Origin of the sequence: Streptomyces sp. NBC_00885, from assembly GCF_045207475.1 — a bacterium.
In the GTDB taxonomy this organism is placed as follows: domain Bacteria; phylum Actinomycetota; class Actinomycetes; order Streptomycetales; family Streptomycetaceae; genus Streptomyces.
Genome location: NZ_CP108796.1, coordinates 2,612,025 through 2,633,956, shown reverse-complemented (window position 1 = coordinate 2,633,956; position 21,932 = coordinate 2,612,025). Strand labels below are relative to the sequence as shown.

Below are 21,932 nucleotides of genomic sequence, written 5' to 3'. Positions count from 1 at the left end.
GCGGTGAGACTAGGAAGGTCTGGACCAATCGTCAATAGGTCCAGACCATAGGTGTAAGGGGTGGGGGAGAAGGGAAAATCAGATACCCAACTCCTGTGCCAGGACTGCCGCTTGGACCCTGCTGCGCAGCTCCAGCTTGCCCAGCAGCCTGCTCATGTGGGTCTTCACCGTCGCCTCGGCCATGTCGAGACGTACGGCGATCTCGGCGTTCGACAAACCCTCGCCGAGGCACGAGAGCACCTCGCGCTCGCGCCGGGTGAGCACATCGAGGACCGCCGGGTCGGGCGCGTCCGGTCTGCGTACGGGCGTCGGTGCGGCGAACTCCGCGATCAGACGGCGCGTGACGGCCGGCGCGATCAGACCCTCGCCGCGTGCCACCGTGCGTACCGCCTCCAGGAGATCCGCCGCGTCGGTGTTCTTCAGCAGAAAGCCCGCGGCCCCCGCACGCAGCGCCCCGAAGACGTACTCGTCCAGATCGAAGGTGGTCAGCACGAGTACGTCGGCGAGCTGTTCCGAGACAACCTGCCGGGTGGCCGACACCCCGTCCAGACGCGGCATCTGAATGTCCATCAGCACCAGATCCGGACACAGTTCGCGGGCCAGCCGCACCGCTTGCTCGCCGTCCGACGCCTCGCCGACGACCTCGATGTCCGGTGCGCTGCGCAGGATGAGGACCAGACCGGCGCGTACGGCGCTCTGGTCCTCGGCGACCAGTACCCGGATCGTCATGCCCTGCCGTTCCCTTCGTCGACGGGCAGTTCGGCCCGTACCCGCCAGGTCTTGCCGTTGCCGTCGCCATTGCCGTCCCCGTCGGTCACCGGTCCCGACTCGAACTGCCCGCCCAGCAGCGCCACCCGCTCCCGCATCCCGACCAGACCGGCCCCCGAGCCGGGCGCCCGCGGCCCGGGCCGGTCGCCGAACGGGCTGGTCACCTGCACCGTCAGCGTCCCCTCGTGCTGGGCCAGAGCGACCCTGACCCGGCCGGGCGACGCGTGCTTGAGGGCGTTCGTCAGCGACTCCTGGATGATGCGGTACGCGGCGAGCTCGACCGGCGCCGGAAGCGCGAGGCCCGCCGCGCGGTGGTCGTCGAGCCCGAACTCCAGACCGCTGGCGCCCCCGTTGGTGCCCGCCTGGCTGAGCAGCGCGTCCACACCGGCCAGTGTGGGGGCGGCCGCCGTGGCCGTACCGCCCCCGCTGTCCCGCAGCAGTCCGATGAGCCGGCGCATCTCCGCGAGACCGTCGACGCTGTTCTCGCGGATCACCCCGAGTGCTTCGCGCGAGGTCCTCGGATCGTCGAGGGAGAGCGCGGCGGTGGAGTGGATCGCGATCGCCGAGAGATGGTTGGCGACCATGTCGTGCAGCTCGCGGGCCATCCGGGCGCGCTCGGCGGTCACCGCCTGGGTGCGGTCGATCTCGGCGAGCAGGGCCGTCTGCTCGGCGCGCAGCTGCGCGGCTTCGGCGGCGTCGCGATGGGTGCGTACGCTCACGCCCGTCCAGGCCGGGGCCACGGTGACGACCGCGAAGACCAGGCCCAGCAGAACGGCCTGCGCGTCCTGGAAGACGACGAGCGCGGTGACCGTCACGGCGGCCGTCGCAACCATGGACACGGCGGGGATACGGCGTGCGGCTGCGGGCGTGCCGTACAGCACCGCCGCGTAGACCAGATCCGTGAACATCGCGATGGTGGCGACATTCCCGTCGGTGAACTGGTCGGCGAGCAACGCCGCGCAGCCGATGGCCAGCGCGGTGTTCGGCATCGTCCGGCGCAGCAGCTCCGCCCCGCTCATCACCGCAAGCGGCAGCAGCAGGAGCCAGCGCGGATCGACGTCGTGTCCACTGCGGGTGTCCAGTCCCAGCGCGTAGAGCACCAGGCCGCCGAGGAATCCGGCCACGGCGATGAGCACGTCGTCGCGGTGCGGGCGGGTCGGAGCGGTCACGTACCCATCAAACACGGCGGACGGCACGCGGGCCTCCACGTCCGGGGCGATGGTCCGGTACATCGAAGGATGCAGTGCCACCTCGTCACTGGCGACGACGATCGGCGGCCCGGCGGACGGGAAGCTGGAGGGGAACCGAAAGGAGAGTGCCGTGATCGTCACGCTGATCGTGATCTGCGAGGTCGGCTTCTGGGTCCTGCTGGCAGCGGGACTCGCCACGCGCTATGCACTGAAGATGCCGCGGCTGGGCGCGGGCCTGCTGCTCCTGGAGCCGCTGCTGGAGGTCGTCCTGCTCGTCGTGACGGCGATCGACCTGAAGAACGGCGCCGAGCCGGACTTCAAGCACGGGCTCGCCGCGCTGTACATCGGCTACACCGTCGCGTACGGCCACTACACGATCAAGTGGATCGACGGGCACGTCGCCCACCGCTTCGCGGGCGCCCCGCCGCCGCAGAAGCCGCCGCGCTACGGAGTCGCCCGCGCCAAGCACGAGGGGAAGCTGTGGCTGCGGACCGTGCTGGCTGCCGCGGTCGCCGTCGCTCTGCTGCAGATCGCGATCTGGTACGTCGGCGACGCGAGCCGGACCGGTTCGCTCAGCTCCTGGCAGTTCACGGCCCTGCGGGCCGCGGGGATCCACGGCCTGATCGCTCTCACGTACACGATCTGGCCGAAGAAGGCCCCGGCGGCGGCCTCCAAGCCCGAGCGCGAACCGGTCCGGGTGGAGCGCTAGCGCTCGCTGCCCGGTACCCAGAGCACGTTCCCGACCTCCTTGTTCGCGGTCCTCGCGAGGATGCTGCATCTCCCGGGGGGCGACCCCCGGACCCCCGGCAGGGGCGTGTCCGGGGCCGTTGTTCAGCGCTCGCCGCCCGGTACCCAGAGCACGTCCCCGACCTCCTTGTTCGCCGTCCTCGCGAGGATGAACAGGAGGTCGGAGAGCCGGTTGAGATAGGTGGCGGTCAGCGGGTTCATGATGTCGCCGTGCACCTCCAGCGCCGCCCAGGTCGAGCGCTCCGCGCGCCGTACGACCGTGCAGGCATGGTGCAGCAGCGCCGCCCCCGGCGTGCCGCCCGGCAGGATGAAGCTGCGCAGCTTCTCCAGCTCCTCGTTGAAGCGGTCGCAGTCCGCCTCGAGACGGTCGATGTAGAACTGCTCGACCCGCAGCGGCGGATACTCCGGCTCCTCGACCACCGGCGTGGACAGATCCGCACCCACGTCGAACAGGTCGTTCTGCACGCGGACGAGGACCTTCACGAGCTCTTGCGGCAGCTGTCCCAGCGCGATGGCCGTGCCGAGGACGGCATTGGCCTCATTCGCGTCGGCGTACGCGGCGATCCGCAGATCGGTCTTGGCGGTGCGGCTCATATCGCCCAGGGCGGTCGTGCCCTGGTCGCCGGTGCGGGTGTAGATGCGCGTGAGATTGACCATGAGGCCGAGCCTACGCCGCAGCCGCAGGCCGGGCGAAGTGGCCCATGAAGCGCTCAATTACGCGGTACGGGCCGCCTGATGGGCCGTACCGGTGTGATGTCCGTCATCCGAGACGTGACGCGCATCTCTTCACCGCCACAGGGCACCTCACGAGCGCTAACCTCCGCCGGAGAGCAGAAATGTAAACGCGTGTTAAGGGGTGCCGCAGTGGCCAGGAAGCTCGCCGTCATCGGGGCCGGACTCATGGGGTCCGGCATCGCGCAGGTCTCGGCCCAGGCGGGCTGGGAGGTCGTGCTGCGTGATGTCACCGACGCGGCTCTGACCCGTGGCACGGACGGCATCAAGGCCTCGTACGACAAGTTCGTCTCCAAGGGCAAGCTCGAAGCGGCCGACGCCGAAGCGGCGCTGGCGCGCATCACCACGACCACCGATCTGGACGGCGCCGCCGACGCGGACATCGTCGTCGAGGCGGTCTTCGAGAAGCTCGAGGTCAAGCACGAGATCTTCCGTACGCTCGACAAGCTCGTACGGGAGGACACCGTCCTCGCCTCCAACACCTCCGCCATCCCGATCACGAAGATCGCCGCGGTGACGGAGCGTCCGGACCGTGTCGTCGGCGCGCACTTCTTCTCGCCCGTCCCGATGATGCAGCTGTGCGAGCTGGTGCGCGGCTACAAGACGAGCGACGAAACTCTCGCCACCACACGGGAGTTCGCCGAGTCCGTCGGCAAGACCTGCATCGTCGTCAACCGCGACGTCGCCGGTTTTGTCACCACCCGCCTCATCTCGGCGCTGATCGTCGAGGCCGCGAAGCTGTACGAATCGGGCGTCGCGTCCGCCGAGGACATCGACATCGCCTGCAAGCTGGGCTTCGGCCACGCCATGGGGCCGCTCGCCACCGCCGACCTGACGGGCGTGGACATCCTGCTGCACGCCACGAGCAACATCTACACCGAGTCCCAGGACGAGAAGTTCGCCCCGCCGGAGCTGATGCGCCGGATGGTGGACGCCGGTGACATCGGACGCAAGAGCGGGCAGGGCTTCTACAAGCACTGACCCTCATCGACCGGTTTGGTATCACCCCAAGGGGTGAATTCGGTATCGGTTCGCTTACAAAGCGCAACTGCTGTGCCCATGCGGGAGTCAGTTGTTGCAGAACATTGAAGAGCAAACCAGAAGAGTAACCAGAAGAGATCACAGGGCACTGACGCACTCACGGGGAGCGCATATGCACATCAGGGGCGACCACGCCGAGCTGGTCGTCGGGGGCCGCCTCGACGTCCGCAGCGCGGCGGACGCCCGTACGGTCCTGCATTCGGCCGTCGATGACGGAGACGGCGACCTGGTGCTTGACCTGACCGACCTCGACTCCTGGGACGCCACCGGCCTGGGGGTCATCATGGGCGCGCACCGCAGAGCCGGCCGGTGCGGTCGCCGACTGGTGCTGCGCGGCGTACCGCCACAGATGCAGCGACTCCTGGTCGCCACCCGTCTGCACCGGATTCTTGCCATCGAAGGCGGCATCGCGGCCGAATCGCTCCCCCGGGTGTGAACCGTACGACGCTCGCAATCCTCATAAGACTGTGACGTCGCGGACGGGGCAGCACCCCGCCCCTTTGTAGATACTGAGCGAAGGTCTAAGGTTCGGTCGCCCGGCGAATTGAAAGACCCATGCGGCGGGCACCGGACCGAAGCGACAGCTAGGGCGTGTTTGAGAAGTTGCGCCTGCCCCGCGACGCCTGGCACGCGCACTCGCGGTGTTGTCGGAGTCGCCCAAGTACGTCCAGTACGAGGGCGATCCTCCGCCTTGCGATTGCACGCACCAGACGCCGCGGGGCCCGCCCTGCGGGCGGACGGCGCTACTTCTCAAACACGCCCTAGGCGTGCAGAAAGGCCGGAGGGACAATCCGCACGCGACTCCGCCGCCAGAACTCGATCAACCCCGGCGGGGACGAAGCTCAGCGAAGCGTATCTGGGGGGCTTGGACCATGGACAACGACAGTTTCGGCGATGGCGCGGGCCAGGCCCGGCCCCCGCGCGACACCGGCGCCCCGGACTTCAAGAAGTCGGCGAAGGCGCCCGCGCGCACCGTCCAGCTCGTGGCGGGCGACTTCCTGCTCACCGTCAACCCCGTCGACGGCAGCGAGATAGAGCCCTGCCCGCCGGGGCAGCTGCCCACCCGGCCGGGTCGGCACAGCGAGGCCGATCGCAGCGAGCGGCAGCGCGCGGCGCAGCCGCCCGTACCGGCCGGGCCTCCCGCGCCGCGGCTCCCGCTGCTGGAGCGCGGCGATGAGCGAGAGCGGCTGGTACGGCTGCTCAGCCACGGACGCTCGGTCCGGCTCACCGGCCCCGCGGGCTCCGGGCGCAGCGCCCTGCTCGACATCGTCGCCGAGAACTGCGCGAACCTCGCGCCCGACGGAGTCGTGCGCCTCAGCGGCCACAACCGCACCCCCACCGAACTCCTCCACGAGCTCTTCGCCGCCGTCCACAGCGCTCCGCTGTACCGGCCCGACCGCGCCGCACTGCTCGAACACGTCAAGGACATCGGCGCGATCGTCGTACTCGACGACCTGGAGTTCGGCGGCGCCGCCCTCGGCGAGCTGCTCGACGCCGCGCCCGAGTGCGCCTTCCTGGTCGCGGCCACACCCGATGTCGCCGCACCCGCGGCCGACTCGCACCTCGAAGAGGTCTTTCTCGCCGGACTGGGCCGAAGCGCCTCGCTGGAGCTGCTGCAGCGCACCGTGGAGCGGCCGCTCACCGAGGACGAGTCGAACTGGGCGGGCGACCTCTGGTTCGAGTCCGAGGGCCTGCCGCTGCGCTTCGTCCAGGCGGGCGCGCTGCTGCGGCAGTGCGACAGCCTGCGCACCGACCCGGAGACCCTCGACGACTACACGCCCTTCGACGGCGTCCAGGAAGTCGAGGTACCGCTGCCGACTCTGGGGGAGGGGGCCGCGCCCGCTGCCCTGCTCGCCTCCCGGCTGAGCGAGTCCGCCCGCGAGACCCTGCGCTTCGCGGTCGCGCTCGGCGGCGAGGTCCCGCACCAGGCGCATCTGCCGGCGCTCGTCGGGGACACCCACGCGGACGCCGCGCTCGGCGAGCTGATGAGCTGCGGCTTGCTCTCCCCGGTCGGTACGCGCTACCGGCTCGCAGCCGGTGTGACGGCGCAGCTGACGGAGAAGGGCTACGCCGACGAGGCGGCCGCCCATGCCCACACCGCCGCCCAGCACTACACCTGGTGGGCCGGCCACCCCTCCGTCACCCCCGAGCGGGCTGTGGCCGAGGCGGACGCCGTTCTCGCCGCGCTCGGCATGCTGGTGCCGGGCCTTGAGGCCGGACATCCGAGCGCGGCGGTCCTGCTCGCCCGCAGCGCGGCGCCCGCCTTCGCGGCGGGCCTGCACTGGAGCGCCTGGGAGCGGGCCCTGCGGGCCGGCTCCGAAGCGGCCCGTATCGCGGGCGAGGTGGCCGAAGAGGCGTACTTCCACCACGAGCTGGGCGTCCTCGCACTCTGCACCGGAAACCTGGACCGGGCGCGCGCCGAGCTGGAGACCTCCATCGGGATGCGCGGCGCGCTCTCCGACAAGCGCGGCACCGTCGCGGGACGCAGGGCGCTCGCGCTCGTCGAGGACCGCTCGGGCGGGCCCGTCGTCGCCGCACGTACCCCGGCGGGCGAGGAGATACCGGCCGCGCGCTCCGAGCAGTCGGCGTCGCCGGCGCCCGTACTGGCCCTCGGCCGCGGCATCGGGCCCGGCCCGGGAGCCGGGGGAGCACAGAAGGAAGACGGGGAGGCAGCGACGCTGCTGGCACCGCCGTCCGGGGGCGGCGCGAAGCCGATCCGCCGCCTCGCCGTCTTCGGCGGCGCACGGCGCAACCTGGTCGCCGCGGGCGCGGGCGCACTGCTCGCCGCGGTGCTCGGCACGGTGGTGACGCTCGGGGCGACCTCGGACCAGCAGGACCCGCCGAGCAACAAGGTCAGGAACGGCCAGTCCGCGAACGAGGACGACGGCAACGACGGCCTGGACGCGGACGTGCCAGCGGACGGCTCGACCAACAGCCCGGGCGGCGGGCCCTCGGACGACCCGAAGAAGCCGGACCCGGTGACACCGGGGGCGAGTTCGTCGACGGGCGACGCGTCGACGCCCGGAGGACGGCCGTCGTCGAACGCGTCGACGCCGGGCGGGAGGCCGTCGACATCGGGCAGGCCGCCGACGCCGACGAAGTCCTCGACGACCAAGCCGACTTCGCCCCCGTCGTCGTCTTCGCCGACTCCGACTCCGACGACCACGCCGCCCACCAGCTCGCCGCCGCCGTCCTCATCCCCGCCCCCGGCGGGCGGCGGAGAGGGAAGTTCGGCCAGCGCCCCGATGACCGGCAGCGCCGCCCCCTCGGATTCCGGCGACGCACCCGTCATCTGACCCCGTCACCACACACCACGGCCCCGGACCGCCTCGCCGTCCGGGGCCGTACTCGTGTCACAGGCTCGGGCGGCCTCAGAACAGCCGCAGCTTGTCGTCCTCGATGCCCCGCAGCGCGTTGTAGTCCAGCACCACACACCCGATCCCGCGGTCCGTCGCCAGCACCCGCGCCTGCGGCTTGATCTCCTGCGCCGCGAACAGGCCCTTCACCGGCGCCAGATGGGGGTCCCGGTTCAGCAGTTCCAGATAGCGCGTGAGCTGTTCGACCCCGTCGATCTCGCCGCGCCGCTTGATCTCGACCGCCACCGTCCCGCCGTCCGAGTCGCGGCACAGGATGTCCACCGGGCCGATGGCCGTGGGGTATTCGCGCCGGATCAGGCTGTAGCCCTCGCCCAGTGTTTCGATCCGGTCCGCGAGCAGTTCCTGCAGGTGTGCTTCCACGCCGTCCTTGATCAGGCCGGGGTCCACGCCCAGTTCGTGCGAGGAGTCATGGAGGATTTCCTCCATCGTGATGATCAGTTTCTCGCCCGCTTTGTTGATGACGGTCCAGACGCTGTCGTCACCCTCCTTGAGCGTGCAGGGAGGGGACATCCAGTTCAGGGGTTTGTACGCCCTGTCGTCCGCGTGGATCGAGACGCTGCCGTCGGCCTTGACCAGGATCAGACGGGGAGCGGAGGGCAGGTGGGCGGTGAGCCGGCCCGCGTAATCCACGGAACAGCGGGCGATGACAAGACGCATGGTCGGCAACGCTACTCGACGCGGACCGGTGCGCGCGATTCTCCCACCCGTAGCCCACCGCCACCCTCGTTCGAGGTCGTTCGGGCTGCCTGCCCCTTTTCGCCCTGTTCGTTATTGGCCGGTTGTGCTCCCAATCTCCTGGTGCGCTCCGGACGGCGCACTTACCGTGTAAGCGGGAGGTTGTCGGTCATGCACTCTGCGTCGTCGTGCGTCTCGTACGACGTCGTTGTCCGTCGTCCTCCTTCCCTGCCCGTAAGACCCCGTTCACCGGGGTCGCGAGAGGAGAACCCATGTCGCTCGACGTCTCACCGGCGCTGTTGGAACAGGCCGAGCGAGGCGAGGTCGACGAAGCTGCATTCGTCGACTGCGTCCGGACCTCCCTGCCCTTCGCATGGGAGATGATCAGTTCTCTGGTGGCTCAGCTGAAGGTGGACGGCGGCGACTTCGCCGACAACCAGACGCCGCCGCCGGACGAGCAGGCACGTGGTCAGCTGCTGCGTGCGCTCGCGAGTGACGCCATTCGCGGTGCGCTCCAGCGGCATTTCGGGGTGCGTCTGGCATTCCAGAACTGCCACCGCGTCGCGGTGTTCCCGCTGGACTCCTCGGTCGACGAGCGGCTTGCCCGCTTCACTTCCATACGGGGCCAGTTGCTCAACCAGTCGCCCGAACTGCGCGACTGCTGACGTCTTTTGCTGCCGCTCCGCATCGCGGGAGGTGCTACAGATGTCGGAGCGGCAGCACCTCCCGAGCGGCGGCGAAGCGCCGGTCAGCCGAGCAGGGGCAGCACTTCCGTGCCGAGCCGCCGCACGTTCTCCTCGGTGGCGGCGACGTCGCCGGAGCCCTCGGTGAGCAGGGCGAAGCGTGTGATGCCGGTGCGTTCCGCAGTGGCCGCGATCCGGTCCGCGGCGAGCCGTGGCGGGCCCACCGGGTGCAGCCCGCACAGCAGTTCCGTGTATGCCACGGGGTCGCGCATGGCGCGGGGGCGCCCGTCGACCGTCACATGGGCGTCCAGGCCCTGCTTGAGCCAGCCGGGCATCGCCTTGACGAGAGTCTCCGTGGCCTCGGCCGTGCGGTCCCCGATCTGGGCAACTCCGGCCGACACATGTCCGGCGCCGTGGACCTCCTCGGGCGGATGTCCTGCGGCGAGCGCGTGCGTACGCCAGAGTGCCACCATGTCCGCCTTCTCCCCGTCGTCGCAGTGCATCCCGAGCAGCATCGGCAGTCCGTGCTCGGCGGCGAGCTTCACGCTCTTCGGGGACGTACAGGCGACGATCACCTCGGGGCCCTGGGCGGGGCCGCCGATCAGCTCGTCCGGCCTGGGTACGACCGGGACTTCACGGAAGCTGTATCGCTCCCCGCGCGCCGCGACGCGCGGTTCGCGCAGCCAGCGCAGCAGCAGGTCCAGGGATTCGGGAAAGTCCCTGTCGTACGCGGCGAGACCCGTGCCGAAGACTTCCAGATCGACCCAGGGGCCGCCGCGGCCCACGCCGAGGGAGAACCTGCCTCCACTGGTGAGATGCAGCAGCGCCGCCTGCTCGCCCAGCGCCACGGGATGGGCGTTCGGCAGCACGCTCACGGCCGTGCCGACGCGGATGCGCCGGGTCCGGCCGAGCAGCAGTGCGGCGAGGGTCACAGCCGACGGACAGACGCCGTACGGCACGAAATGGTGCTCGGCGAGCCAGACCGAATCGAGCCCGGACTCCTCCGCGACCTCGGCGGACCGCACCGCTCGGTGCAGAGCCTCCCCCTGCCCCTGGCCCGGGAATTGGGCCGCCAGTACAAAAGTTCCCACGCGCATCGCCTATTGCCTCCTTGCGGCCGACGCGTCACTCCCCCTACCGGCAACAACGTCTGACACGTGCCAAAGGCACGGCCAATCGTGAAGTTGTTGCGATTTTCCGGTAACTGGCCCCTGTGGGTGTCCCGGTCTCACGCCGTGGGTTGCGTGTACCCCTGACAGCGGCCCGTAGGCTGGAGGGGAACTGTCCGGACTTGCCCCGTGAGGTGTCACGTGTCCCCGCGCCGCAACCGCCCCCGAGGTGGCGAGAAGCCGACCGAGCATGCCAGCGAGCCGGGCGAGAGGTACGGCGGCTTCGGCCGGAGCGAGTCCTGGCAGGGCGAACAGTGGGCGGTCCGCGATGTCGCGGGCGCAAGTGCCGCGGGCAAGAGGTATCGCTGCCCGGGCTGTGACCAGGAGATCCCCTCGGGGGTGCCGCATGTGGTCGCCTGGCCGGAACACGGCGGCGGCGTGGAGGACCGGCGGCACTGGCACAAGGCGTGCTGGAACGCGAAGGACCGCCGCACCACGCGGGTGCAGCGGTCCCGTAACGCGCCCAGGTACTGAAGAGCGGTCGGACGCCGGAGCAGTCGGAGCCCGAGCAGCCCGAGCGGTCAGACGTCGCGCTTCTGGAGCGAGAAGAAGGCGCCGGCCATCGCCACCGCCGTCACCCCGATCAGGATCCACAGCGGGGTCCAGCCGGTGGGGCCCGTGTCGGTGAGCGCGGCCTCGCTGTAGAACGCGATGAGCAGGCTCGGGATCGCGTAGTCCAGCAGAGCCCGCTGTACGTCCTGGAGCGCTTCCGAGAACATGAACATGGCGGCCACCAGCGGCAGCAGCATCACGCCGATCATGATGGTGATCGCGCCCGCCGAGTGCCGGATGATCGTGCCGATCGCGAGGGCCAGCAGCCCGAGGACGGCGACGAACAGGCCCACGCCCACCGTCGCGCGGAACCACTCCTCGCCGGTCGACTCACGGCCGGTGGTCACGATGCTGTTCTGCAGCGCGCCGACGAGCCCCGCGAGGACCGTGGTCAGGGTGAAGACGAGCACGAAGAAGACGATGGACTTGGCGGCGAGCACCCGCGCGCGGCCCGGGCACGCGGTCAGCGTCGTACGGATCATGCCGGTGCCGAACTCGGACGCGATGGTCAGCACGCCCAGCGTGACCACGCAGATGGAGCCGAGCAGGACACCGTAGAAACCGAGGAAGAGGGGCGACTGGTCGCCGAGATCGGCATCGGAAGCGGATGCGGCCACCGCGGCCAGGATGCCGAGCCCGATCATCAGCACGATCATGACGCCGAGCGTCCACATCGTGGAGCGTACGGAACGGATCTTGGTCCACTCGGAGGCGAGGGCGTCGCCGAGGTGGGCACTGCGCACGGGGATCGGCGAGGAGTACGCCCCGGCGGGCGCGCCGTGCTGCTGGTACGTCGCCTGCTGCTGGTACGGGGTGCTCATCGGGCGTCCTCGGGCTTGGTCAGGTCGGCGGGGGCGGCCGCCGGAGGCGTCACGGGCGGGGCGGCAGGAGCGGGCGCACCGCCGGGCGCACCGGGAGCCGTGGGCGCGGCGGCGTAGGGGTTCTGTCCCGGCTGGGGCGGCGGCGGGGCGTACCAGCCCTGCTGCGGCACCTCGGGGATCTGCGGCATGGGCGGGGCGTACCCCGCCGGCTGCTGCTGCATCAGGCCGGACTTCTGGTCGGCCGTCGAGCGGTAGTCGACCGCGCCCTGGGTCATCCGCATGTACGCCTCTTCCAGCGAGGCCTGGTGCGGCGAGAGCTCCCACAGCCGGACGTCCGCGGAGTGCGCGAGATCGCTGATCCGCGGCAGCGGCAGTCCGGTCACGCGCAGCGCGCCGTCCGGCTCCGGCATGACCTGCCCGCCCGCCTCGGTGAGCGCGGCCGAGAGCTTCTCGCGCTGCTGCGGCTCGGTCTGCGGCGTACGCACACGGGCGAAGTCGGCGGAATTGTGCGAGATGAAGTCCTTGACGCTCATGTCGGAGAGCAGCTGTCCGCGCCCGATGACGATCAAGTGATCGGCGGTGAGCGCCATTTCGCTCATCAGGTGAGAGGAGACGAAGACCGTACGGCCTTCGGAGGCGAGCTGCTTCATCAGATTGCGGACCCAGAGGATGCCTTCCGGGTCCAGGCCGTTGACCGGCTCGTCGAAGAGCAGGACCTGCGGGTCGCCGAGCAGCGCGGCCGCGATGCCGAGCCGCTGGCCCATGCCGAGCGAGAAGCCCTTGGAGCGCTTCTTGGCGACCTCCTGGAGACCGACGACACCGAGCACCTCGTCGACCCGGCGGTCCGGGATGCCGGAGAGCTGCGCCAGCGAGAGCAGATGGTTGCGCGCGCTGCGGCCGCCGTGGACGGCCTTGGCGTCGAGGAGGGCGCCGACCTGGCGCGGGGCGTTCGGCAGCTGCCTGAAGGGGCGGCCGCCGATCGTCACGTGGCCCTCGGTGGGCTGGTCGAGCCCGAGGATCATCCGCATGGTGGTCGACTTGCCCGCGCCGTTGGGGCCGAGGAACCCGGTGACGGCACCGGGCCGCACCTGGAAGGAAAGGTTGTACACGGCCGTCTTGGCGCCGTAGCGCTTGGTCAGGCCGACTGCCTCGATCATTCTGCAGCCCCATCGGCTTTTGGGTCGTCGGGGCAGAGGCCGTCCGGCCGTACGCCCCCGTAAGAGTTAGGAGGATATCCGGGCCTTGACGGTTCCGGCCAAGCCGTAACGCTACGGTCTCGGCGGGAGGGAGTCGCCGAGCGGCGGCAGATCGTCGTAGAGCCGGAGCTCGGCGCCGTCGTCGAGATACGGCAGGAAGTCCGTCTGCGGCAGCACCCAGCCCTCGTCGCCGAAGATCTGCGTACCTTCTTCACGCAGCGCCCGGTCCGCGCCCGCCTTACTCACCCAGTCCGCAGGATCGGGTCCCAGCAGCTCACGCAGCCGGGGCGAGGCCGCGAGCAGTGCCGCGAGCAGTTCGGACTGGTCGCCGCCGCCGGGGCGGGGCCTGCCGTCCGGGTCCGCGAGGACGCCGTGCGCGCTGAAGTAGATGTACGCGCCGCCCAGCCGCTCGCCGGAGGGCATGGTCATCTCGAAGACGTCGCCCGGCAGTATCGCCCGCCGGTAGTCGGGGAATTCGGTGTCGTCGACGGCCTTGAGCTGGGTGGAATCCAGCCAAGTGACGACGAGGACGGTCTCGGCGTCCCGCTCGACGTACGGCGTTCCCGCGACGTAGCCGGCCGGGCTGATGTGTCCCGAGCAGCCGACGCCGATGCCGCGCACCCGCACCGGCACCATCGGGACGGTCGCCGGGATGCCGAGCCGGGTGAGCTTGTGGCTGACCTGTCCCGGCGAGGCGTTGGAGCCGACCGCGATGACGGGGTGGCGGTGGCCCGTCACGACCTGGCCGAGGCCGGAGAGCGCTTCGTCCAGGCTCTGCTGCTGCGCCTTTTCCTCGACGTACCAGTCGCCGAGCCGCACCGGGCGGACGTCCAGCTGCAGCAGCTCGTCACCGGTGAGAAGCGAGGGCTCGGTGGTGGGCCGGCCCGGATAGGTCAGCGGCTGTTTGGCCGGCACGTCGTCCAGTCCCAGCGCTTCGAGGCTTCGGTCCTTCACGGGAGACGCCCTTCGGGGTTGTTCGCTTGTGCGGGCAGAGCCTTCCATCTCAGGTCTACCCCTGCCGAGCGTACGGGACCCTCCCGCGCGATGCGGTTGGCGCAGACGGGAACCGGGGAGGAGGATCTTCTGGATGTGAACTCACGGTGGGGAGGCGGGAGTTGAAATGGTTTCCGGGGTGGCCGGGGCGGCGCAGGCCGCACCCCCGATTTCGGACGTCGGTTCGCTGGTGGATCGCAGGCCGTTCCGTCCACGCGCTGATCCTGATGGCGCTCAGCGCGCTGGCCGCGCTCGCTGCGGGCATCGCGGTCGCCTGGACGCTCACCGAAGACTCGAAGCGCAGCGTGGGGGAGCGGCTGCGGGACGGGGAAGGGCTGCTGAATCTGGCCCTGGAGGCGCTGCGCGCCTGCGTCGGCACCGACAGTCTCAGCCCCGAGCGGGACAGCCTGGCCCATGAACTGCTCGCCACACTTGCCTCGTTGACCGGGGCGCTCGCGCCCGCGGTGCTGCTCGGCATCGTGCTGATCAAGATGTTCGCCCTGCGGCCGTTCGTCTGGCGGCGGCGGGCGAGCATCTCACACGCCTGGGCCGCGGACTTCCCTGGCTATGCGCGGCTCCACGCACAGAGCGAGGACGCGATCATCGCGGTGCGCTTCTACAACCACCTCGACAACCTCTCGGTGGTCGATCTGAAAGCGCGGGTGCATCTGCGCTATCTGGAGCGCTCCCCGCACGACGGCAGCCTGGTCATCTACAAGAAGTGGCTCAGGGTGCTCGACGAGAAGGGTGATCCGGCCGACGAGCGCTCATGGCTCGCGGTGGAGCGGGGCGCTCCTTTCACCGTGTGGATACCGGTCGACGCTCCGGTGCCGACGCTGCCCGTCACCCGGATCCAGGGCAAGGATCTGTCCCAGTCGCACGGGGCGAAGCTGCTCGTGCGGCTGACCGCGCGGACCGTCGGCATGGGGACCGAAGTGGTCGACGAGCGCTGGTTCGACCTGGACGGCGACGACTTCGAGACCGGCCGCTTCGTGCCGCTGGAGCCGAATCTTGCCAAGGACGTCTGGTCATGGAAGGGCTGGAGGGAGTTCGACGATCTGCTGCCCGACCAGGGCACCCCGCCGCCCTCTACGCATCCCGCTTCTTGAGCACCAGATAGCCGCCGAGCAGTGCGGCGATCACCCACAGAACCATGATCCCCAGTCCGCCCCACGGCCCGTACGGAGCCTTGTCGCTGTCCAGCGCGTCCGGGACCACCTGCATGATCTTGGAGCCGGCCTGGTCGGGGAAGTACTGGGCAACCGTCTTCGCCTTCGGTACGGACGCGAGGATCTGCGAGACCAGGAAGAAGAACGGCATCAGGATGCCCAGCGACAGCATCGAGCTGCGCAGCATCGTCGCCACGCCCATCGAGAACAGGGCGATCAGACCCATGTACAGCCCGCCGCCGACGACCGCGCGCAGGACATGCTCCGCGCCGATCGTCGTCCGGTGGCCGCCCAGCAGCGCCTGCCCCAGGAAGAACGAGACAAAGCTCGTCGCCAGACCGACCACCAGCGCCAGCGCCGTCGCCACCGTGATCTTGCTGAAGAGGAAGGTGGCGCGCTGCGGAACGGCGGCCAGCGAGGTGCGGATCATTCCGGAGCTGTACTCCGTGCCGACCACGAGCACCCCGAAGACCACCATCGCCAGCTGCCCAAGGATCATCCCGGAGAAGCTGATGAACGTCGGGTCGAAGGTGAGCTGCTCCTCGCGGGAGAGATCGTCGAACGTCGACCTGAGCAGCGCGCTGATCGCCGCGCCCATCGCCACCGTGACGACGAGCGCGCTCACCAGGGTCCAGGTGGTCGAGGAGACCGTACGGATCTTGGTCCACTCGGACTGGAGGACCGCGGGTACCGAGGCCATGGGTCAGGCTCCCTTGCTGCTCTGGTAGCTCTGGCCCCACTGGGGACCCGGTGGCTCGGCCGGTGGCGGCGCCTCGTGGGTGGAATGCGCGTGGTACTCCACCGAACCCGCCGTCATCTGCATGAACGCCTCCTCCAGCGAGGCACGTTGAGCGCTCAGCTCATGCAGCACCACCTGGTGCCGGGCCGCCAGTTCGCCCAGTTGCTCGGTGGTGGCGCCGTCGACCTCCAGCACGCCGTGGCCCGATTCGACGGCGACGAATCCCGACGTGTGCAGGAGATCGCGCAGCCGCTCCTGCTGCGGGGAGCGCAGCCGTACATAACTCCGGGAGTTCTGGTGGATGAAATCAGCCATCGAGGTGTCGGCCAGAAGTCGCCCCTGCCCGATCACGATCAAGTGGTCCGCGGTCAGTGCCATTTCGCTCATCAGATGCGAGGAGACGAAGATTGTGCGTCCTTCTGATGCAAGAGTCTTCATCAGATTGCGGATCCAGTGAATTCCCTCGGGATCCAGGCCATTGACCGGCTCGTCGAACATCAAGATCTCCGGATCGCCGAGCAGTGCGGAGGCGATTCCCAGCCGTTGGCCCATACCGAGCGAGAAGCCCTTGGACTTCTTCTTCGCCACCGGTGTAAGCCCGACCGTGTCGAGGACCTCGGAGACACGGGAGGCGGGGATGCGGTTCGACTGGGCGAGACAGAGCAGGTTGTTGTACGCGCTGCGGCCGCCGTGCATCGCCTTGGCGTCCAGCAGCGCGCCGATGTACTTGAGCGGCTCCTGGAGATCGCGGTAGTGCTTGCCGTCGATCCTGACCGTGCCGCTGGTCGGGTTGTCGAGGTCGAGCATCATCCGCATCGTCGTCGACTTGCCCGCGCCGTTCGGGCCGAGGAAGCCGGTCACCATGCCCGGCCGGACCGTGAAGGAGAGATGATCGACCGCGGTCAGACTGCCGAAGCGCTTGGTGAGGCCCTCGAGCTCAATCATGCGGCCACGCTAAGGGGGCAAGGTGGCCCGCGCCACCCCAATTGCGGGTACGCGCGAGTGCCCGGCGCCGCATCGGCGCCGGGCACTCTCAGACGTATCGCAGTCGGGCTGTGCCGGACTAGCGGGACTGCTGCGCCGGGACGCCGCGGGAGATCGGCTCGTCGTCGGCGGGGGCGGTGGTCGCCGCGACGGCCGCACCGGTCAGCGTGGCCAGCATCTCGCGGACGTTGGTCAGCTGGGCGTTGATCGAGTCGCGGCGGTTGGTGAGCGCCGCCAGCTCGCGCTCCGATTCGCTGCGGATCCGGTCGGCCTTGGCGTTCGCGTCGGCCACGATGTCCTCGGCCTGGCGCTGCGCGGTCTCCACCGTCTGACGGGCCCGGCGCTCCGCGTCCGTACGCAGCTTCTCGGCCTCGAGACGCAGCTGCTCGGCGCGGTGCTCGATCTCCGCCAGGCGCTTCTCGGCCTTGGCCTGACGCGAAGCCAGGTCGCGCTCGGACTGCTCGCGGCGCTTGGCGAGGTTCGTCTCGAAGTCCGCGGCGGCCTGGGCGGCCTTGGCGCGGGTCTCCTCGAACAGCGCGTCCGCCTCTTCGCGCTTGGACTGCGCGTCCTTCTGCGCTTCACCACGCAGCGTAGAGGCTTCGCTCTTCGCCTTCTCGACGATGCGGACGCCCTCGTCCTCGGCCTTGGCCTTGCGCTCGGCGGCGAACGACTCGGCGTCGTTGCGCACCTGCTGCGCGGCGGACTCGGCGAGCTCGCGGTGCTGCTCGGCCGCGCGACGGGCCTCCTCGCGCAGGTCCTTCGCCTCCTCCTCGGCGAGACGGAGGATCTTCTCGACGCGCGCACCGAGACCGGCGTACGACGGCTCCGCGTCGCTGACCTGGGCCTGGGCGTTCTGCGTCTCGAGGTGGAGCTCCTCGATGCGCTTTTCCAGAGAGGTGATTCGGGCGAGAGCACTATCACGGTCGGCGACGAGCTTGGTAATGCGGTCATCCACCTGACCGCGGTCGTAACCACGCCGCACGAGCTCGAAGCCGAAGGGGGAGGAAGTGTCGCTCATGGGGTTCCTGTCGAATGAGACCGGTGAGGTGTTAGGGGGAATCCTAGGGGTCAAAGCGGCGTGTCATCGAGCGGATGCCCGTTTGATCTGGAGAATGTCCAGCCTTTTGAGTGGCTAGCTCTCGGAAGGCTTGCCACTCGAACGTGTAACCCCCGCCGTCGCACCCGCCTTCACGCCGCCGCCTTCCTTGCTACCCCCGGACGGCGCCTCGAAAGACTCCAGCGCCTCAAGAACGTCCTGAACACGGGAAATCTCGGCCTGGATGTCCTCGCGCCGGCGGACCAGCACATCGAGTTCCCGCTTGCCGTCGCCCACCAGACGCTCCGCCTCGGCGTCGGCCTCCGCCTTGACCCGCTCCGCCTCGCGGATCAGCTCGGCCTTCTTCAGGCCCGCCTCCTTGAGCAGGCCCTCGGCCTTCTTGACCGCGGCGATGCGGACCTTGCTCGCCTCCGAATTGGCGTCGGCCACCAGCTCCTTGGCCTTCGCCTCGGCCTCCGCCTGCTGCTTGGTCGCCGCCTTCACCAGCTGGTCGACGCGCTCGGCGGCCGTCTTCGTCTGCTCGGAGGTCTCCCGGCGGGCGCGCTCGTGCAGCTCCTCGATCTCGGCCTCGACCCGGGTCCGCAGCTCCTCGCCGCGCTCCCTTATGGCGGTGGCGTCCCGGCGGGCGCCGACGAGCAGCTCGTCCGCGTCCGTACGGGACTGCTCCACCAGGGTGTTGCCCTCGACGGTCGCCTCGGCGACCAGCCGCTCGGCCTCCTTGCGGGCCGCGCCCACCATCGTGTCGGCCTGCTCCTCGGCCTCGGTGGCCGCGCGCAGTGCCTCCTCCTGAGCCTTGTTGATGAGCTGGTCGGCCTGCGCGGCGGCGTCCGCGCGGCGCTTGGCCGCGGCCACCCGCGCCTCGTCGAGCGTACGGTCGGCGTCCTCGCGGGCCTCGGCGCGCATCTGCTCCGCCGCCGCCTCGGCCTCCGCCTTGACCTTCTGGGCCTCGGACTTGATGCGCTCGGCGGCCTGCTGCGCGGAACCCACCGTGTCGGCGGCCTCGGCACGCAGCCGCTCCGCCTCCCCGGTCGCCTCGCCGATCAGCTGGTCCGCCTGGGCCGCGGCGTCGGAGCGGCGCTTGTCGGCCGCCTCGCGGGCATCGTCCAGGATCTGTTCGCCGTCGGCCCGGATGCCGGCGTGCAGCCGCTCGGCCTCGGCCTCGGCCTGCGTCTTGACCTGCTCGGCCTCGCTGCGCAGCCGGGCCGCGGCCGCCTGTGCGCCGGACAGCGCCTCGGCCGCTTCCGTACGCAGCAGTTCGCTCTCGCTCGTCGCCTCGCCGATGAGCAGGTCGGCCTGGGCGGCGGCGTCGGAGCGGATGCGGTTGGCGTCCTCGCGGGCCTCGGCGCGGGAGCGCGAGGCGTCCTGCTCGGCCGATGCCAGGGCGTCCGACGCCTCCGTACGCATCCGCTGCGCGTACTCGGCGGTGTCGGCACGCAGCCGGTCCGACTCGGTGATCGCGTCCGAGACAGTCCGCTCGGCGAGCGCGGCCGCAGCCTCGGTCTCCTCCTGAGCCCTCGCCCGCAGGCGGCCCGCGTCCTCGGTGGCCCGCTCCCGCTCGGCGTACGCGTCGGCGCGGACCCGGTCCGCCTCCTCCTGCGCCTCGGTCCTGGTGCGGTCGGCCGCGTGCTCGGCCGCCGAACGCAGCCCTGCGATCTCCTGCTCGGCCTGCTCATGGAGGCCGTTGACGGAGTCACGTACCTGCTGGGCGGTCTGCTCGGCCGCGCCGACCATCTCGGTGGCGCGGCGGTCGGCCTCCTCGACGAGGCGGTGCGCCTCGGTCTGGGCCTCCTCGACCCGCTTGCGGGCCGAGGCGAGGAGCTCCTCGCTCTGCTCACGGGCGAGCTCGCGCTCCTGATTCGCCTCGCCGCGCGCGGAGTCGAGGGTCTCCTCGGCCTCGCGGCGCCGGCGGTTCGCCTCCTCCTGGGCCGCGGCCAGCGCCTCGGCGGCCTCGACGCCGATCCGGTCCGCGGCGGCCGCAGCCTCGGCGCGCAGCCGGTCGGCGCTCTCCTGCGCCTCGTTCTTGAGCCGCTCGGCCTCGTTGGCGGCCTCGCTGCGCAGCCGTACCGCGATGTTCTCGGCCTCGGCGCGGGTGGCCGAAGCGTCCGAAGCGGCCTCCGTGCGCAGCCGCTCGGCCTCCTGCTCGGCCTGCGCCTGGAGCGTACGGATCCGCTCGGCCGCTTCCGTACGCAGCCGCTCGGTCTCCTCGGCGGCCTCGCGCCGGATCCGCTCGCCCTCGCCGCGGGACTCGGCCAGGCCCTCCTCGGCAGCGGCGAGGCGGGATTCCGCCTCGGCGTGCAGCCGGGTCAGCTCCTGGGCGGCCTCGGCCTGGCGGGCCGCGACCGCGCGCTCCGCCTCCTCACGCAGCTCCGCCCCGGCCTGCTCGGCCGCGGATTTGACGCTCTCCGCCTGCTCCTCGGCCTCGCCGCGCATCCGCTCGGCCTCGGCCCGGGTGCGCTCCAGCGTCTCCTCGGCCTGCTTGCGCAGGGTGGTGGCGCGCTCGATCGCCTCGGTACGCACCCGCTGGCTGTCGTTCGTCGCGGCCGAACGCATCTCGTCGGCGTCGGCCCGTGCCTTGGTCAGCAGCTCCTCGGCGGTGCTGGCCGCCTCCTCGATCTGCTGGACGGCCTTGCGGCGGGCTTCGCCGCGGATCCGCTCGCCCTCGGCGATCGCCTCGGCGCGCAGCTGCTCGGCCTCGCCGCGCAGCCTGCGCGCCTCCTCCTGCAGCTCAACGGTCTTGGCCCGGTACTCCTTGGTGTCGTCCTTGGCCGCGCCCTTGAGCTGATCGGCCTGCTCGGCGGCCTCGCCACGCAGCCGGTCCGCCTCGGCCTCGGCCTCGCGGCGGATCCGCTCCGCTTCCTCGCCCGCCGCGCGCGTGGTGGCCTTCGCCTCCTCGGAGGCCTTGGTGAGGACGTCCTCGGCAGTACGGGCCGCCTTGGCGAGCTGGGCGGCCGAGTCCTCGGCCGCGACCGTCTTGGCACTCTCCGCCGCGGCGGCGACCAGCTTCTCGGCCTCGGCGCGGGCGTCCGCAAGTGCCTGCTCCGCCTCCGCCTTGAGCGCCTCCGCGTCCGTGGTGGCCTCGCCGACCAGCCGGGCGATCTCCGCCTTGGCGGTACGGGTGCGCTGCTCGTTGACGGACTCGGAGGACGCCAGCTGCTTGGCCGCCGACTCCTTGGCCTCGGTCAGCAGCTTCTCGGACTCCGCGCGGGCCTCGCGCAGCTTCTCCTCGGCCTCCTGGATCCGCTGCTCGGCGGCGCGGCTCAGCTCGGAGGCCTGCTGGCGGGCCTGGTCGGACTCGGCGCTGGTGGAGGAGCGCAGCTGTTCGGCGTGGCTGGTGGCTTCGTGAGCCTGGTTCGAGGCGGCGTTCAGCAGCCGTTCGGCGTCCTTGCGGGCGCGCAGAAGGATCGCTTCCGCTTCGGACCTGGCCGCCTCGGCCTCGGAGCCAAGCCGCCGCCGGGCCTCCTCGGCGACCCGGGTGGCCTCGCCGCGGGCCGCGGCAAGCGACTGCTCGGCCTCGGCGCGGGACTCCTCGAGCAGCCGGCGGGCCTGGGACTCGGTACGGGCGCGCAGCTGCTCGGCCCAGGCGACGTTCTCGTTGACGTGCGCCTCGACGGTCTGGCGGCGCTCGGCCAGCTCCTGGTCCAGGCGCTGGCGGCGCTGGTTCGCCTCGGAGTGCAGCTCGGCCTGGAGACGGGCCTGGTGCTCGGCGTGCTCCTGGAGGATGCGCTGGGTCTGGGCGCGGGCCTCGCGCAGTTCGCGCTCGGCGTCGGTGCGCAGCTGGTCGGCCTGGATCTGGGCGTTACGGAGCAGCTGCTCCGCCTGGTAGCCGATGTCGGCGGTGTCGTAGGCAGGACGGGACGCGAGAGCGCGCCGAGCCTCATGGAGCTTGGCGCGCAACACCTCGACCTGGTAGCCGAGGTCCTCGGCGTGCTGGACGGCCTTCTCCCGCTCGGTCTTCAGCCGGTCCATCTCGGCTTCGAACCGCGAAAGGTGGTCGTCGTCAGCTCGGTGGCTCTCCTGGCGTTCGTAGCCCCGCACTGCG

Annotated in this window: 19 protein-coding genes; 7 read left to right on the top strand and 12 right to left on the bottom strand. The window is 70.7% G+C overall.

The genetic code is table 11. The annotated features are described in order from the left end of the window. Positions 1–78 precede the first annotated feature (78 nt). On the bottom strand, positions 79–729 hold the full coding sequence (locus OHA61_RS11495) for a response regulator (RefSeq protein ID WP_389370323.1): 651 nt from the start codon (positions 727–729) through the stop codon (positions 79–81). Then, positions 726–2,099, bottom strand: a complete 1,374-nt coding sequence (locus tag OHA61_RS11490; RefSeq protein WP_406302998.1) for a sensor histidine kinase — start codon at positions 2,097–2,099, stop codon at positions 726–728. Before OHA61_RS11490 ends, OHA61_RS11495 begins: the two co-directional genes overlap by 4 nt. On the opposite strand from OHA61_RS11490, the gene OHA61_RS11485 reads away from it, so the two are divergent. Next, complete coding sequence (locus OHA61_RS11485) at positions 2,089–2,667, top strand: hypothetical protein (protein WP_406302997.1); 579 nt, start codon at positions 2,089–2,091, stop codon at positions 2,665–2,667. The genes OHA61_RS11490 and OHA61_RS11485 overlap by 11 nt on opposite strands. Before the next feature lie 122 nt (positions 2,668–2,789). On the opposite strand, the gene OHA61_RS11480 is transcribed toward OHA61_RS11485, so the two are convergent. Next, positions 2,790–3,362, bottom strand: a complete 573-nt coding sequence (locus OHA61_RS11480; RefSeq protein ID WP_406302996.1) for a cob(I)yrinic acid a,c-diamide adenosyltransferase — start codon at positions 3,360–3,362, stop codon at positions 2,790–2,792. 207 nt (positions 3,363–3,569) lie between these two features. Between OHA61_RS11480 and OHA61_RS11475 the strand changes: the two genes are divergently transcribed. The 3 genes from OHA61_RS11475 (at position 3,570) to OHA61_RS11465 (ending at position 7,774) form a co-directional block, all read left to right on the top strand. After that, complete coding sequence (locus OHA61_RS11475; protein WP_266487486.1) at positions 3,570–4,418, top strand: 3-hydroxyacyl-CoA dehydrogenase family protein; 849 nt, start codon at positions 3,570–3,572, stop codon at positions 4,416–4,418. Positions 4,419–4,590: 172 nt separating this feature from the next. Next, positions 4,591–4,914, top strand: coding sequence for an STAS domain-containing protein (locus tag OHA61_RS11470; protein WP_266487487.1), 324 nt, complete (start codon positions 4,591–4,593; stop codon positions 4,912–4,914). Between the two features lie 436 nt (positions 4,915–5,350). Then, positions 5,351–7,774 carry an ATP-binding protein gene (locus OHA61_RS11465; RefSeq protein WP_406302995.1) on the top strand — a complete coding sequence of 808 codons (2,424 nt, stop codon included), beginning with the start codon at positions 5,351–5,353 and terminating at the stop codon, positions 7,772–7,774. A gap of 75 nt (positions 7,775–7,849) precedes the next feature. Here OHA61_RS11465 and nucS read toward each other — a convergent pair whose 3' ends face one another. After that, positions 7,850–8,512, bottom strand: a complete 663-nt coding sequence (gene nucS, locus OHA61_RS11460; RefSeq protein WP_266487490.1) for an endonuclease NucS — start codon at positions 8,510–8,512, stop codon at positions 7,850–7,852. A gap of 290 nt (positions 8,513–8,802) precedes the next feature. Here nucS and OHA61_RS11455 point away from each other — a divergent pair, with 290 nt between their 5' ends. After that, complete coding sequence (locus tag OHA61_RS11455) at positions 8,803–9,195, top strand: SCO5389 family protein (protein WP_266487491.1); 393 nt, start codon at positions 8,803–8,805, stop codon at positions 9,193–9,195. An 83-nt stretch (positions 9,196–9,278) separates the two neighbouring features. On the opposite strand, the gene OHA61_RS11450 is transcribed toward OHA61_RS11455, so the two are convergent. Beyond that, positions 9,279–10,310, bottom strand: a complete 1,032-nt coding sequence (locus OHA61_RS11450) for an LLM class flavin-dependent oxidoreductase (protein ID WP_406302994.1) — start codon at positions 10,308–10,310, stop codon at positions 9,279–9,281. A 213-nt stretch (positions 10,311–10,523) separates the two neighbouring features. Here OHA61_RS11450 and OHA61_RS11445 point away from each other — a divergent pair, with 213 nt between their 5' ends. Continuing rightward, positions 10,524–10,856 carry an ATP/GTP-binding protein gene (locus tag OHA61_RS11445; RefSeq protein WP_361908241.1) on the top strand — a complete coding sequence of 111 codons (333 nt, stop codon included), beginning with the start codon at positions 10,524–10,526 and terminating at the stop codon, positions 10,854–10,856. A 47-nt stretch (positions 10,857–10,903) separates the two neighbouring features. Here the strand turns inward: OHA61_RS11445 and OHA61_RS11440 are convergent, their stop codons facing one another. The 3 genes from OHA61_RS11440 to OHA61_RS11430 all read right to left on the bottom strand — a co-directional run bounded on the left by OHA61_RS11440 (position 10,904) and on the right by OHA61_RS11430 (position 13,905). Beyond that, positions 10,904–11,755, bottom strand: a complete 852-nt coding sequence (locus OHA61_RS11440; protein WP_406302993.1) for an ABC transporter permease subunit — start codon at positions 11,753–11,755, stop codon at positions 10,904–10,906. Next, positions 11,752–12,912 carry an ABC transporter ATP-binding protein gene (locus OHA61_RS11435; protein ID WP_361908247.1) on the bottom strand — a complete coding sequence of 387 codons (1,161 nt, stop codon included), beginning with the start codon at positions 12,910–12,912 and terminating at the stop codon, positions 11,752–11,754. The genes OHA61_RS11440 and OHA61_RS11435 overlap by 4 nt, the downstream gene beginning before the upstream one ends. Positions 12,913–13,023: 111 nt before the next feature. Beyond that, the gene (locus OHA61_RS11430) at positions 13,024–13,905 is read right to left on the bottom strand and encodes a hypothetical protein (RefSeq protein WP_406302992.1); all 882 of its coding nucleotides are present in this window, start codon (positions 13,903–13,905) and stop codon (positions 13,024–13,026) included. Positions 13,906–14,171: 266 nt separating this feature from the next. Between OHA61_RS11430 and OHA61_RS11425 the strand changes: the two genes are divergently transcribed. After that, positions 14,172–15,053, top strand: a complete 882-nt coding sequence (locus tag OHA61_RS11425) for a hypothetical protein (RefSeq protein WP_406302991.1) — start codon at positions 14,172–14,174, stop codon at positions 15,051–15,053. Here the strand turns inward: OHA61_RS11425 and OHA61_RS11420 are convergent. The 4 genes from OHA61_RS11420 to scy form a co-directional block, all read right to left on the bottom strand. After that, complete coding sequence (locus OHA61_RS11420; RefSeq protein ID WP_406302990.1) at positions 15,034–15,813, bottom strand: ABC transporter permease; 780 nt, start codon at positions 15,811–15,813, stop codon at positions 15,034–15,036. The two genes, OHA61_RS11425 and OHA61_RS11420, sit on opposite strands and share 20 nt — an antisense overlap. Positions 15,814–15,816: 3 nt before the next feature. Further along, positions 15,817–16,797 (bottom strand): ABC transporter ATP-binding protein, encoded by a 981-nt coding sequence (locus OHA61_RS11415; RefSeq protein ID WP_266487501.1) that lies wholly within the window; start codon positions 16,795–16,797, stop codon positions 15,817–15,819. A gap of 118 nt (positions 16,798–16,915) precedes the next feature. Further along, the gene (locus tag OHA61_RS11410; protein ID WP_324981981.1) at positions 16,916–17,854 is read right to left on the bottom strand and encodes a cellulose-binding protein; all 939 of its coding nucleotides are present in this window, start codon (positions 17,852–17,854) and stop codon (positions 16,916–16,918) included. A gap of 114 nt (positions 17,855–17,968) precedes the next feature. Further along, positions 17,969–21,928 carry a polarized growth protein Scy gene (scy, locus tag OHA61_RS11405; protein ID WP_406302989.1) on the bottom strand — a complete coding sequence of 1,320 codons (3,960 nt, stop codon included), beginning with the start codon at positions 21,926–21,928 and terminating at the stop codon, positions 17,969–17,971. Positions 21,929–21,932 lie beyond the last annotated feature (4 nt).